7 protein-coding genes and 1 pseudogene are annotated in these 14,560 nt (G+C 63.5%); 1 reads left to right on the top strand and 7 read right to left on the bottom strand.

Annotated elements, in window-relative coordinates; translation table 11 throughout:
* Positions 1-266: pseudogene (locus ACF8RA_RS04065) on the bottom strand (IS110 family transposase); the annotation flags it as partial.
* Positions 267-601: 335 nt separating this feature from the next.
* Here ACF8RA_RS04065 and ACF8RA_RS04060 point away from each other — a divergent pair.
* Complete coding sequence (locus tag ACF8RA_RS04060) at positions 602-1,057, top strand: transposase (protein ID WP_121162025.1); 456 nt, start codon at positions 602-604, stop codon at positions 1,055-1,057.
* A gap of 9 nt (positions 1,058-1,066) precedes the next feature.
* Here ACF8RA_RS04060 and ACF8RA_RS04055 read toward each other — a convergent pair whose 3' ends face one another.
* The 6 genes from ACF8RA_RS04055 to ACF8RA_RS04030 all read right to left on the bottom strand — a co-directional run bounded on the left by ACF8RA_RS04055 (position 1,067) and on the right by ACF8RA_RS04030 (position 14,531).
* Positions 1,067-2,419, bottom strand: coding sequence for an aminotransferase class I/II-fold pyridoxal phosphate-dependent enzyme (locus ACF8RA_RS04055; protein ID WP_176685072.1), 1,353 nt, complete (start codon positions 2,417-2,419; stop codon positions 1,067-1,069).
* Between the two features lie 9 nt (positions 2,420-2,428).
* Positions 2,429-9,928, bottom strand: a complete 7,500-nt coding sequence (locus ACF8RA_RS04050; RefSeq protein WP_392518815.1) for an SDR family NAD(P)-dependent oxidoreductase — start codon at positions 9,926-9,928, stop codon at positions 2,429-2,431.
* A gap of 523 nt (positions 9,929-10,451) precedes the next feature.
* Positions 10,452-11,333 carry a glucose-1-phosphate thymidylyltransferase RfbA gene (gene rfbA, locus ACF8RA_RS04045; protein WP_176685070.1) on the bottom strand — a complete coding sequence of 294 codons (882 nt, stop codon included), beginning with the start codon at positions 11,331-11,333 and terminating at the stop codon, positions 10,452-10,454.
* A complete protein-coding gene (gene rfbD / locus ACF8RA_RS04040) occupies positions 11,330-12,235 on the bottom strand; it encodes a dTDP-4-dehydrorhamnose reductase (protein WP_176685069.1) in 906 nt (301 codons plus the stop codon). Before rfbD ends, rfbA begins: the two co-directional genes overlap by 4 nt.
* On the bottom strand, positions 12,232-13,302 hold the full coding sequence (gene rfbB, locus ACF8RA_RS04035; RefSeq protein ID WP_392518812.1) for a dTDP-glucose 4,6-dehydratase: 1,071 nt from the start codon (positions 13,300-13,302) through the stop codon (positions 12,232-12,234). Before rfbB ends, rfbD begins: the two co-directional genes overlap by 4 nt.
* A 272-nt stretch (positions 13,303-13,574) precedes the next feature.
* A complete protein-coding gene (locus tag ACF8RA_RS04030; RefSeq protein WP_392460649.1) occupies positions 13,575-14,531 on the bottom strand; it encodes an NAD-dependent epimerase/dehydratase family protein in 957 nt (318 codons plus the stop codon).
* Positions 14,532-14,560 lie beyond the last annotated feature (29 nt).

The following is a 14,560-nucleotide window of genomic DNA, read 5'->3' as shown; positions in this document are numbered from 1 at the left end:
GCACCGCTGCGATGTTCGGCGACACGTTGCGCCGGCAGGATGCGAACCGGATTACCTTTGGCCTGCAGCAGTCTGGCCCAGGCTTGTGCACCTGGACCGCACTCCATCAAGACGGCCACGGTAGTTGGCAGCCTGAGCAGGAAATCATGGAACGCTTGGCGGGATTTGATGCGATCTTCGTAGGTCACCCGCCCAGTAGCGTCCTCGCCTGCTAATTGGAAGACCTGTTTGGCCAGGTCTACGCAGATGGTTGTGCAAAGCTCCACATCAGTGGAAGACAGGGAATCGTGTTTCGAACTATGCTTTTTCATGGTCTCGCCCTCGCTGCCGTTGGCTTCTTTGAACACCACCGTGGCACTGTGATGCCTCGGCGGGGGCGAGTCCATCGATTACACGGAGGGTGAAAACGCATCGGTGGTCGGACATACGCCGTCGTAGGAGCGGGTTTACCCGCGAAAGGGCCGGGCCTGCGGGCCAATATCCCTGGCCAATCACCGCCCCCCCCTGGTCGGTGGGCACATTCTGCAATGGTTGCACCGCTGCTGGCATCATGAGGGCGTCTACGCTGGCTCGAACTATCGAAGCCTTCAAGGATGACCACATGCACTACGCCCATGCCCACCATCTGCGCCGCCACCGGGTTTCACACCCCGGCAGGCTGTACATGCTGACAACCGTCACCCACCAGCGTCGCCCCCTGTTTCACAACTTCAACCTGGCCAGGCTGGTGGTCAATCACTTGCGCCAGGCAGACCGGGAAAACAGCTGCGCCACGCTGGCCTGGGTGGTCATGCCCGACCATGTGCATTGGCTGATAGAGCTGAAACAGGTGACACTGGCCACGTTGATGCGCCGCTTCAAATCAAGGTCCAGCCTTGCCTTGCACAAGGCTGGCGTAACAGCCAACCCCATCTGGCAGGCGGGCTACTGCGATCACGCCATGCGCAAGGATGATGACCTGCTCAACGCCGCTCGCTACATCATTGCCAACCCGGTCAGGGCCGGCCTGGCACCTAATGTCGGCGAATACCCACACTGGGATGCCATCTGGCTGTAGGCGTGCCCCTCACCCCAGCCGCGCCATCTCCTCCGCCACCACCGCAACGGTATGCCTGATCTGCTCTTCGGTATGCTCGCAAGACACAAAAAACCGCACCCGCGCCGAATGCTCTGGCACCGCCGGGTACAAAATCGGCTGGGCATTGATGCCACGCTCGAACAGGGCGCTGGACAAGCGACCGGCCTTGAATGAACTGCCGGTAATCACCGGGATCACCGCCAACCCGGTACTGGTCGCCGTGTCCAGCCCAGCTTCACGCGCCAGGCGCAGGAACAGCTCCCCTCGCGCCTGCACTTGCGCTACCCGCTCGCTGTCTGCAGCCAGCAACTTCAACGCTGCCAACGCAGAGGCCGTGACCGCCGGCGGCATGCCAACACTGTACAAGAAGCCCGGCGCCAGAAACTTCAGGTGCTCGATCAGCGCCGTGCGGCCCGCGATGTACCCGCCGCAACTGGCCAGGGTCTTGCTCAAGGTCCCCATCCAGATGTCGACGTCATCGCCAGCCAACCCAAAATGCTCACGAATACCTTTGCCCGTCGCACCCATCACCCCCAGCGAATGGGCTTCATCCACCATCAGGAAAACCTTGTGCTTATGCTTGAGCTCGACGAACCGGGGTAGCTCGGGGTAGTCGCCGTCCATGCTGTAGATGCCTTCCACCACCACCAGCACCCGCTCGAAGTGCTGGCGCTGCTCGCCCAGCAGGCGGTCCAGCGCCTGCCAGTCGTTGTGGGCAAAACTCAGACGGCGGGCACCCGACAGCTGGATCCCCTGCAACACGCTGTTGTGAATCAGCTCGTCATGCACCACCAGGTCGCGTGGCCCGAACAGGTAGCCGATGGTGGTGACGTTGGTGGCATGGCCGCTGACCATCACCACCGCATCGTCCACTTCGTACAGGCGCGCCAGCTCGCGCTCGAGCTCGCGGTGCAGCGGGCGGTCGCCAGAAACCGGGCGGCTGGCCGACACCGAGGTGCCGTAGCGGTCGATCGCCGCCTTGGCCGCTTCGGCCACGGTCGGGTGGCCGGAGTAGCCCAGGTAGTTGTAACTGGCAAAGTTGAGAAACTCGCGCTCACCAATCTGCGTCTGAGCACCGGCGGTGCCCTGGTGCATACGGAAGAACGGGTTGCTCACGCCCAGTTGCATGGCGCTCTGCTGGATAACCCGCAGTTGCTGGTACCCCGGGTGCAGGTCAAAGCGATAGTGCGCCTCGGGCACCTTCAGGGCAGCCTGCTGCACCTGCTCCAGGGTGGCGCCCTGCTCGCCCTCGGCAGCCACATGGCGGCGTCGGGCGAGGGCTTGCTGGATCAGGCGTTGCTTGGCATCGCCACCAAGGCCGGTCGGGGTTCTGGCTGTCATCTGGCACTCTTAATCAATCAATCGGTTGGGTGCCGCGTTGCTGTCGGCCAAGGCTGCGTTCAACTGCGCCAACTCTTCGGCACTGTGCTCGCTGCCATGACGGGCAAGCACATTCTGCGCCAGTTGCTCTTCGCTGCTGCCCGCTTCACCGCGCAGCAGCTCCAGCAAACGTGCGGCAAGCTTGTCGATGCTGGAGCTGTCACTCAGCTCCATCACCGGCAGGCGAATACCGAAACGCTCTTCCAGCGCCACTACCAACTCGACGCTCATCAACGAGTCGAGCCCCATTTCCTGCAGCGGGCGCTGGGCATCCAGGCGCGCCGGCGGCAGGCGCAAAATCTCGCACACCTCGTGCTTGAGCATGTCGACGAAGCGTTCGAGCAGTTCGCCATCGTCAAGCTCCTCCAGCATGCGCTGGATGTCTTCACCGCCACCTTCATCCTCATGGTCGCCGCCATAGGCACGGGCCAGTTCGCTGAAGCGTGGTGTAGTGGCGCTCGGCAGGAAGCGCGCCAGCGCCTTGAAGTCCAGCTCCAGCACGCCATGGCCGTTGTCACCCTGCAACAGCATGGCCTCGAGCTGTGCCAAGGCGGCCTCGGCCCGCAGCGCCGAGCCCCCCATGCGGCTCTGCAGGGCGTCCTTGATCTGGCTGTTGCGCGCCAGGAAGCCGACATCGTCGATGGCGCCCCACAGCACGGCGGTGGCTGCCTGCCCTTGAGCACGACGGTGCCGCGCAAGGGCTTCGAGCCAGTGGTTGGCCGCCACGTAGTTGGCCTGGCCGGGGTTGCCGAACAAGGTGGTGGCCGAGGAGAACATCACGAAGAAGTCCAGCGCCAGGCCCTGGGTAAGCTCGTGCAGGTACTGCGCGCCCTTGGCCTTGGGCTCCAGCACGCGACGCAACTGGTCGCCGTCAAGGTTGCGGATCAGGCTGTCGTCAATCACCGTCGCGGCATGCACCAGGCCACGCAGTGGCCACGGGCTGGCGGCGATGCGATCGAACACCCCGCGCAGTTGCTCACGGTCGGTGATGTCGCACGCCACGGCCTGCACATCGATACCTTGGGCGTGCCACAACGCCAGTTGCGGTTGAGCCTCTTCACTGGCCGGGCCACGACGGCCCAGCAACACCAGGTGACGGGCACCTTTGTCGATCAGCCACTGCGCAGTACGCAAGCCAAAGCCACCCAGGCCGCCAGTGACCAGGTAGCTGGCATCGGCTGCAAGCTGCAGTGCCCGCACCGGCTGCACGCGGGTGTCGACGGTTTGCTGGATGGGGTTGGCGTACGTCACCACGACCTTGCCAATCTGCCGTGCCTGCTGCATGTAACGGTAGGCTTCGACCACCTGGTTGGCGTCGAACTCGCGGAACGGCAACGGATGCAGGATGCCCTGCTCGAACAGCTCCATCATTTCGGCAAACAAACGGCGGGTGAGCGCGGGCCGCTCGCTCATCAACTGGTCAGCGTCGATACCGAAATAGCTGATGTTATTGCGGAACGGGCGCAAGCCGATACGGGTGTTCTGGTAGAAGTCGCGCTTGCCCAGCTCAAGGAAGCGACCAAACGGCTTCAGCACCTGCAGGTTGCGGTTGATGGCCTCACCGGCCAGCGAATTGAGCACCACGTCCACACCACGCCCACCGGTGGCTGCCAGTACCTGGTCGGCATAAGCCAGCGAACGGGAGTCGTAGATGTGGCTCACACCCAGCAGACGCAGGAAGTCGCGCTTCTCGTCGCTGCCTGCGGTGGCGTGAATTTCTGCGCCCAGCCATTTGGCGATCTGGATGGCAGCGATGCCCACGCCACCGGCAGCACCGTGGATCAGCACCTTCTCGCCCGGTTCCAGGCGCGCCAGGTGATGCAGCGCGTAGTACACGGTGAAGAAGGTACTCGGAATGGTCGCCGCCGCTTCGAACGACATCCCTTCAGGGATGCGTGCAACGGCGTTGGCGTTGGTGACCAGGCGGTTGGCGAAGCTGCAGGGGCCAAAGCCCACCACACGGTCACCCGGGGCGAAGTCGCCCACTGCCTCGGCGCCTTTGCCCTGCACCACACCGGCAAATTCGAAGCCCAGGGTAGGGCCGGAGAAGCCGTTTTCGATGGCTTCATCCGACAGCAGGCCGAGGGCGAACATCACGTCACGGAAGTTAAGGCCCGTCGCGCGCACCTGAATGTCCAGCTCATCCGCCGCCGGTTGACGCGGCTCACGCACTTCCCAGCGCAGGTTGCGCAGCTGGCCCGGCAGGTCGAAGCCCAGGCACACCCACTGCGCATCGCCCACTGCGCGGCGCGGCTGGTCGGCCAGCACGCGCAGGCGCGGCACGTAGCGACGGCCTTCGGCATCCAGGGCCAGCTCGGTTTCGCTGTCGGCGTGCAGCAACGCGGGTACCGCCAGCTCGACCGCTGCCGCGTGGGCCAGATCGAGCAGGCGAATACGACAGTGCGGAGATTCGTTGGCCAGGGTACGGCCAAAGCCCCACAACGCAGCGTCGCCGATGGCCGCAACCTCAGCGGCGGTGTCGACGCTGTACAGGTGCTCGGCAGCGCCACGGCTGAACAGCCAGCACTGCGGGGCGATCGTCAGCGACTCACAGGCCTGCACCAGCGCGGCCGCTTGCATGCAGCGCTCGGCCTGGCCATCGAGGCCTGTACCGCTGTCGAAACCGGCCAGGTGCAGCACATGCTCAGGGGGCTGGGCAAAGGCGCCAAGCTGGGCGGCCAGTGCCTGGGCGTCACCCGGCTGCAACAGGTCAACCTGCTGGCCTTGGGCGCGCAGTTGCTCTGCCAGGCGCAGGGCGGCGCCCTGCCCTGCTTCGGCGAGTACGGCCCAGCGCTGCACGGCCACAGGTGCAGCAGTGTCTGCACCGGCGGGCTTGTCCGCCAGCAACAGGTAGCTACCACAGGCGTTACCCGGCAACGCCTCCAGCGTGCGCAATGCGGTCAGGCCATGCCGCTGCAGCTCATGGCTCCAGAACGCCGGGCCTTGCTGGCGCGACAACGCCTGCTGCGGGCCGGCCAGCCACCAGTCTGGCTGGGCACCGAAGACGAAATCGGCCCAGCGCGCCGGGTACTGCCCAAGCAGCGCCAACTGGCCGTGCGGGTTGAGCCGGCCACTGGCCAGGCGCAGGGCGTCACCCAGCGTATCAAGGGGGCCAAAATCGGTCGGCACCAGCACCCAGTCGAACGTACCGGCGTCGGCCAGTTGCTCCAGGCCAAATACCTCCAGCGCCGGGCAGTCGTCACGCAGGCGCTGCTCAAGCTCGGGCTCGGCGACACAATAGGCATAATCGAGGCGATCGAAATCCAGACCGGCGTACAACAGCTCGGCAAACGAAGCGCCACCAAAGCCGAATTCCAGCACGCGCAGGCGCTGGCCCGGCGGCAGTTGCGCCAGGCGTGCGGCCAAGGTCTGGCCAATGCCGCTGAGCAGGTGCTGCTGCCCTGCCGCACCCAGCACCAGACGCGCCAGGCTAGCACCGCTGGTTTCGCGCGGTTGCAGGGTGTCGAAGGCCTGGCTGCCATCCAGCAACGCCGACAGATGTCGGCCGATGCGGCCCACGGAATGGATAATCTGGAAGTACTCGGGGTAGCTCTTGAACAGCTCTTGCCAGATAGCCTGCGAGGTCGGGCGCTCGCCCTGGTCGACCAGTTGCCAGCCGCCGTCAGCGCTGCGCTGCAGGCTGCCGTCGTGCTCGGCATGGCGCAACAGCATCGCCAGGAAGTCGCCCTGGCCCTGCGACCACTGCGCGACCTGCTCGGCACTGATGCAGCCGCCGGCCTGTTCCACCGCATCGAGGACAAAGCTGCTGCACAGCACATCCAGCAGTGGCTCCACTTCATTCAGGTAACGCACCTGCGCCGGCTCGTCCGCCAGGCACAGCAAGGCCTCGACCAGCGGCGAGCAGGCCACGGCGTTACGCTGCACAGGCACAACCGCGCCTGGCGCGGCCTGCCCAACATGGCCCATACGCTTGATATCGCCACTGCGGTCGTACTGCAGGCGTACGGCACGCATGCGCGCATCCTTGATCGCCAGCACAGCAGCGCCGCTGGCATCGAACAGGGTGAAGTCGACCAGCAGCGAATGCGCGGTGCGCTTGCGCTGGCGCACCTCGGCCAGCACCGGCACACCGCCAGCATTGGTAAATGCAATGCGCCCAAGCTTGACGGGGATGAACGCCAGGCCATCGTCATGCCCCTGGCGGCTGGCCAGCAGCTCGGTAATCAGCTGGAAGGCACCATCCAGCAACGCCGGGTGCAGGTGCAGGCTTGCCAGTTCGTGTTCGATGGCAGCAGGCACGGCCAACTGAGCCAACACACGCTCACCCTCCAGCCAGGCTGCGGCCACGGTCTGGTAAGCGGGGCCGTAGTTCAGGCCAACCGCGCAGGTCATTGCCAGGTGCTGCTCGCCGGTGAAGTCTGCCGGGCGGGCTGGCAACGCCGGTGCCCGGGTGTCCAGCAGCACACCGCGCGCTTCGCCCGGCAAGCGTGCGACCACGTGCTGCACCCAGTCTTCGCGCTGCATCAACGTGCGCGAGCTGATGCGCAGCGTGCCGTCGGCCTCTTCCACCTGCACGCGCACTTTCTTGATGGCCTCGCTGCTCAGCAGCAGAGGGTTGTGGATTTCCAGCTCTTCAATATCGACGAACTCGCCCGGCTGGTGCAGTTGCGCAACGGCCAGGGCCAGCTCGGTAAAGCCTGCCCCCGGGAACAGTACCGACTCACCCACCTTGTGGTCGGCCAGGGTCGGGTACTGCTGGGTATCCAGGCGGTTTTCCCAGGTCAGCGCCTGGTCTGTTACCGGGTAACCCAGCAACGGGTGCACGCGCTCGTGGCTCAGCGGGCCATAGGCCTCGGCAGTGACCGGCAAGCTGAAATGGTCGCGCTGCCAGGCATAGTTAGGCAGGCGCAGCGGGCGCCCGGCCACCGGGAAGCGCGCCTGCCACTGTGGCTCGACGGCAGCAATCTGCAGGCGGGCTACGGTACGTTCCAGCAGCAGCGGGCTGTGGTCGCTGCGCTTGAGGGTGGCAATCACCTGCCCCGGTTGTTCGCACTCGGCCAGCACATCGTTGACGTAGCTGCGCAGGATCGCATGCGGGCCCACTTCGACGAACAGGTTAAGGCCATTGCGCACCAGGGCAGCCAGCGCGCCCTGGAACAGCACCGGGAAGCGGATGTTCTGCCACCAGTACTGGCTGTCCAGGCGTTCGCCGTTCAACTGGCCACCGACGACAGTGGAGTAGAACGGAATTTTCGTAGCCTGCGGGCGGATATGCGCGAGGTCGTCGATAACCGCTTGCTTGATCGGGTCCATGGCCGGCGAGTGGAAGGCGTAGTCCAGGTCCAGGCGACGGGCGAATACCTGGCGCTCTTCCAGGGCCGCTTCCAGCAGTGCCAGGGCGTCGACCTCACCGGCCACAGTGGCGCCGCGGGCGCTGTTTTCGCCAGCCACTACCAGGCGGCCGTCCAGTTTCAGTTCGGCAATCAGTTGCGCCGTGGCCTCACCCGAGAGGCCGACCGCCGTCATCTTCCCGGTACCACGGGTCAGGCCCTGCAGGCGGCTGCGGTGGAAGATGACCTGGGTGGCGTCCTCCAGGCTCAACGCGCCGCTGGCCCAGGCCGCCGCCACTTCACCCACACTGTGGCCGATCACCGCCACCGGGTGGATGCCCTCGGCAGCCAGCACTTTGGTAACCGCCACTTGCAGGGCAAACAGCGCCGGCTGGGCGATTTCGGTACGTGCATAACGGCCTTCGCCGTTGTCACCCAGCAGCTCGGCGCGCAGCGAGTAGCCCGCCAAGGGCTGGAACAACGCGTCCACTTCATCCACGGCGGCGGCGAACAGCGGCTGGTCGAGCATCGCCCGGCCCATGCCTTGCCATTGCGAGCCGTTGCCGGAATAGACAAATACCGGTGCCGAGGCGCCGTCCAGCGCCTGGCCGGCCTCCAGCACTGCGCTCAGTTCGCTGAGGGTCGGGTCCTGGGCATAGTCGTCCAGCGCCTGGGCGGCTTCGGCTGCGTTGTCGCAGACCAGCAGCAGGCGGTGGCTGTGTGCATCGCGGCGATACATCGCCTGGTAGGCCACATCGTAATAGTCGGCCTGGGGCTGCTCGGCCAGGTAGGCGGCAAAGCGTTCAGCGGTTGCGCGCAGGCCTTCTTCGCTCTTGGCACTGAGCAGCAACGGCACCCGCGGGGCGCTGGCCGCTTGCGCTGCCGGCGCCTGTGGCTCGGGGCTTTGCAGGATGACGTGGGCGTTGGCGCCGCCAAAGCCGAACGAGTTCACCCCCACGGTCAACTGGCCATCGGCCTTCAGCGGCAGGGGCTCGGTGACCACTTGCAGGTTGAGGTCGGCGAACGCGATGTTCGGGTTCAGCGCCTGCACGCCAATGGTAGCGGGTACGGTACGCTCGGCCAGGCAGTTCAGTGCCTTCATCAGGCCAGCCACGCCAGAGGCGGCTTCAAGGTGCCCGAGGTTGCTTTTCACCGAGCCGATTGGCAGCGGGTTGCCGGCGCCGCGCGCCTGGCCCAGCGCCTCGCCGATGGCGCGGGTTTCGATCGGGTCCCCCACGGCGGTACCGGTGCCGTGGGCCTCCAGGTAGTCCAGCTGCTCGGGGGCGATGCCGGCCTGGGTGTAGGCGCGCCTGAGCAACGCCGCCTGGGCCTCGGCATTGGGCAGGGTCAGGCTGGACTTGCGCCCGTCGGTGTTCACCGCACTGGCCGCCACCACCGCCAAAATGGTATTTCCATCGGCCACTGCCTGGTCGTAGTCCTTGAGCAGGAACAACCCGCCGCCTTCGGAGCGGGCATAACCGTCGCCGTTTTCGTCGAACGACTGGCAGCGCCCGGTGCGCGACAGCATGGTCGCCTTGGCGAAGATCATGAAGCCGAACGGGTGCATGTGCAGGCTGATACCGCCCGTTACGGCTTGGTCGACATCACCGCTGAGGATGGCCTGGCACGCCTGGTGGAAGGCCACCAGCGACGACGAGCAGGCGGTGTCGATGGCCATGCTCGGGCCACGCAGGTCGTAGAAGAACGACAGGCGGTTGGCCGCGATGCTCATGGTGTTGCCGGTCGCCGTGGCGCCATCGATGGCCGACAGGTCCTCGAGCAGGCGGTAGGACTGCTCGACCCCGGCGATGCCCAGGTACACGCCGCAGTTGCTGCCACGCAGGCTGGACGGCTTGACCCCGGCGTTTTCGAAGGTTTCCCAGCACATTTCCAGCAGCATGCGCTGCTGCGGGTCCATCATCGCGGCTTCACGCGGCGAGATGCTGAAGAAGCCTGCGTCGAAAGCGCTGATATCCCCCAGGGTGCCTGAGGCGAAGGTATAGCTGGTTGCAGGGCTGGCCTTGTCCGGGTGCAAGAACTCGCGTTTGTTCCAACGCGACGGGTCAACCTGGGTCACCAGGTCGCGCCCCTCCATCAGGTTTTGCCAGAAGCCTGCATTGGAAGAGCCAGGAAAACGGTACGCACAACCAACGATTGCAACCTTTCTACGCTTGATCAAAACCTATTCCTTCAAATCTCATCGGGCACCGTCCCATCCGTCGGACAGCCGGCATGCCTGGCCCGGCCACGAAACTGGCCAGTCGTTATATGTCACTGATGATTGTCTGGGTACCTGAAACTGCCATGCCCGCAGGGGGCGCAAGACTCATGGTCTGGAACTGGCGTGGGAATGTTCAGATTTGTGTATGCGGATGATACGCGGGTTGCCGGGGTGGGAAAACCCTGGGGTGAGGGATGGTTCACGGATCGGCGTAGGAGCGGGTTTACCCGCGAATACGGTGGCGGCGGCAACGGTGAATGGCCGAAGGAGATTGGCCAGCAGGCCCGGCCCTTTCGCGGGTGAACCCGCTCCTACGGCGGCCCGTGCCCAACCCCCGACATGCCAGGCGTAGGAGCGGGTTTACCCGCGAATACGGTGGCGGCGGCAACGGTGAATGACCGGGGGAATTTGACCAGCAGGCCCGGCCTTTTCGCGGGTTGAACCGCCCGTGGCATGGCGGTTCCGCCCCTAGGTTGTTACCTCAATAAACCGTGCCTTGAATCAAACGCAGCAGATACTGGCCATAACCGTTCTTGGCCAGCGGTGCTGCCAGCGTTTCCAACTGCTGGGCATCGATCCACCCCTGCCGGAATGCCACCTCTTCCGGGCATGCTACCTTCAGCCCTTGCCGCCGCTCGATCGTCGCGATATACCCACTTGCCTCAAGCAGCGAGTCATGCGTTCCGGTATCCAGCCAGGCATACCCGCGCCCCATGATCTCCACCGACAAACGGTGCTGTTCCAGGTACGCGCGATTGACGTCGGTAATCTCCAGCTCACCACGCGCAGATGGCCGAATGCTTTTGGCAATCTCGATCACGTCATTGTCGTAGAAGTACAACCCAGTCACGGCGTAGTTGGACTTGGGTTTGGCCGGTTTCTCTTCCAGGCTGATGGCATTACCCTGCCCGTCGAATTCGACCACGCCATAACGTTCAGGATCTTGCACGTGATAGGCGAACACGCTGGCGCTGCCTTGGCGGTCCATCGCGCTGCGCAGCAACTGCTGGAAGTCGTGGCCGTAATAGATGTTGTCACCCAGCACCAGCGCGGTGGGGGCGTTGCCGATGAAGTCTTCGCCAATCAGGAACGCCTGGGCCAGGCCGTCCGGAGATGGCTGCACGGCGTAGGTGATGTTGATGCCCCAGCGGTGGCCGTTGCCCAGCAGTTGCTCGAAGCGCGGGGTGTCCTGCGGGGTGGAGATGATCAGGATGTCGTGAATGCCCGCCAGCATCAGTGTGGTCAACGGGTAATAGATCATCGGCTTGTCGTACACCGGCAACAGTTGCTTGGAAATTGCCAGGGTCGCCGGGTGCAGGCGGGTACCCGACCCACCCGCCAGAATGATGCCTTTACGCTTCATAGTGGTCCTTTCTCGTAGATTTCCGTCAGCATGCGAGCCACACCCAGGCGCCAGTCTGGCAGGGTCAGGGCAAAGGCCTTCTGCAGTTTATGGGTATCTAGACGCGAGTTGGCCGGCCGCATGGCCGGCGTCGGGTAGGCCTCTGTGGTCAATGGGGTGACGTGTTCGGCATGAGCTTTCAGCGGCACGCCATGGACCGCCGCTTGCTCCAGTACGTAACGGGCATAGCCGCACCAGGTGGTTTCCCCACCCGCAGCCAGGTGGTACAGGCCAGCCAGGGATGGGTTGCGGCGGGTGGCGACAATGGCGTGGGCGGTGATGTCGGCAATCAGTTCGGCGCCTGTCGGGGCACCGTGCTGGTCATCGATCACGCCCAGGCTGTCACGCTCCGCAGCCAGACGCAGCATGGTTTTGGCGAAGTTGTTGCCGCGTGCGGCATACACCCAGCAGGTGCGAAAAATCAGGTGCTGGCAACCGGCAGCCTGGATGGCTTGCTCGCCAGCCAGCTTGCTGGCGCCATAAGTATTCAGTGGGTCAACGGCGTCGTCTTCGCGCCAGGGCTGGGTGCCCTGCCCCGGAAACACATAGTCGGTGGAATAATGCACCAGCAGTGCGCCACTGTCAGCGGCAGCGCGGGCCAGCACGCCGACAGCGTCGGCGTTTACCTTGAAGGCTTGCTCACGGTCACTCTCGGCTTTGTCCACGGCGGTGTAGGCCGCCGCATTGACGATGACATCGGGGGTGTAGACCCGGACCGTTTCGGCCAGGCCCGGCAAGTTGGCCAGGTCGCCACAGTACGCCTGGCTGCGAGCGTTCAGCGCCAGCAACTGCCCCAGAGGGGCCAGGCTGCGTTGCAGTTCCCAGCCTACCTGACCGTCCTTGCCCAGTAGCAGCACCTTCATGCAGAACGCCCTGCGTAGTTTTTTTCTACCCAGTCGCGGTAGCTGCCAGACTGCACGTTCTGCACCCAGTCCTGGTTGTCGAGGTACCAGACCACGGTTTTGCGGATGCCGGTTTCGAAGGTTTCCGCAGGCTTCCAGCCAAGCTCCTGCTCCAGCTTGCGGGCATCGATGGCGTAACGGCGGTCGTGGCCGGGACGGTCGCTTACGTAGGTGATCTGTTCGGCGTACGGCTTGCCGTCGGTGCGAGGGTGCAGTTCGTCCAGCAGCGCACAAACGCGGTTGACGATTTCCAGGTTGGGCTTTTCATTCCAGCCCCCGACGTTATAAACCTCACCGGTTTTGCCGGCTTCCAGCACGCGGCGGATGGCGCTGCAGTGGTCTTTTACGTACAACCAGTCGCGAATCTGCTGACCGTCGCCATACACCGGCAATGGCTTGCCGGCCAAGGCGTTGACGATCATCAGCGGGATGAGCTTTTCCGGGAAGTGGTAAGGGCCGTAATTGTTGGAGCAATTGGTGGTCAGCACCGGCAGGCCGTAGGTATGGAAATACGAACGGACCAAGTGGTCGCTGGCAGCCTTGCTGGCCGAGTACGGGCTGTTAGGCTGGTACGGATGGGTTTCAGTGAAGGCCGCTTCGTCGGCAGCCAGCGAGCCATACACTTCGTCGGTAGACACATGCAGGAAGCGGAATGCCTGCCGCGCCGGTTCACTCAGGCCGCCCCAGTATGCACGCACGGCTTCCAGCAGGTGGAACGTGCCGACGACGTTGGTTTCGATAAAGGCTTGCGGGCCATGGATCGAGCGGTCGACATGAGATTCGGCGGCAAAGTTGATGATGGCGCGGGGCTGATGGGCATGCAGTAACTCCGCGACCAGCCCGCTATCGGCAATGTCGCCATGCACAAAGATATGGCGCTTGTCGCCCTGCAGGCTGCTCAGGGTCTGCAGATTGCCTGCATAGGTGAGTTTGTCCAGGTTGACCACGGGCTCGTCATCGCCGGCCAGCCAGTCCAAAACGAAGTTCGCCCCGATAAAGCCTGCACCGCCGGTTACCAGAATGGTCATGTTTGTCTGCTTCCGTTGTCAGGGTCTGCTCTTCCACTTTCAGGATTCTAGACTGTCGGCGGTTGATTCGAGAGTGAAGACGATGGCAACGTGAGATTTAACTGTGACCGAGGGGATGTGTCTTGATCACTGCCAGAAGAGCATCTTGAGGCGCCGCCAGAACGACGAGAGAAAAACCTAGGATTAACGGTCGCCAAAGAGAACGAAAGCTGGAGGTTATCGCCCTTGGCAAAGAGATTACCCCCCGCGGCTGGCAATGGTCGAGATACTTGTTACCGGTTGGACTGGCGGAACCTGCGCCCAGTATCGATAAGTGCTGCCTGGGCACTAACTGGCGGCGTCCAGGCTAGCAGTTGCCGGCTCTTGGTGGAGTCGATCTGTAGCGACCCACAAAGCTGCGTATAGAGGTTCTGCTTGCCAATCAGGCCCGCTGCCCAGCCAATCAATGCGGGAGGAACCGGCAGTTGAATCAGACGCTTGTCCATACCACGCGCCAGCAGCTCAAGCAGCTCCTTCAGTGAGACATCTTCAAAATCGCAAACCAAGAACGTTTCTCCCGCCGCAGCTGGATGCCGGGCACAGCAAGCGATGAAGTCGGCCAGGTTCTCCAGTGCGACCATACTGCGGCTATTCCTTACGCAGGCAAAAGGCAGAGGAATACCCAAGTCAATCAGCTTCAACAACCTAGCGAAATTGCCTGGCGCATGCGCCGCGTAAACCAAGGGCGGCCGGACTATGACCAGTTCGATACCGCTTGATGCCGCGAGTGCCTTTAGAGCCTCCTCAGCCTCGAGCTTTGACAACGCATAGTTAGCATGCGGCGCAGGTATGGAATGCTCGGAAAATGGCTCGCCCGTTGTGAAATTGCCATTCACACCAATCGAACTGATAAATACGAAACGCTTGACGTGATTGTCTATGGCTTGCCGCAACAACTTAACCGCCCCTTCCACGTTCACCCGCCTGAACTCAGCTAGTGGGTCGGCCTGCATGTCATTCAGTACATGGGCACGTGCAGCCAGATGAACGACCACATCAACACCCTGAAGAGCCTGTGACCAATCGGTTTCTGAGCTAATGTTGCCGACCGCAACGAAACTGGCCTTACCGTCTATCGAGGAAGGGAGCTTGCGTACAGCAGCGGTCAGTTCGACATCGGTCTCCTTTTGAAACCGGCTCAATACGGCGCCGCCAACAAAACCTTTCGCACCGGTCACTAAAACATGCATGCTGGCTCCTTGATTACTCGACCGCCCAT

Origin of the sequence: Pseudomonas sp. FYR_5, from assembly GCF_043106315.1 — a bacterium.
In the GTDB taxonomy this organism is placed as follows: domain Bacteria; phylum Pseudomonadota; class Gammaproteobacteria; order Pseudomonadales; family Pseudomonadaceae; genus Aquipseudomonas; species Aquipseudomonas putida_Y.
The sequence above is the reverse complement of the archived record's forward strand: the minus strand, read 5'-3'. Positions and strand labels throughout refer to the sequence as shown.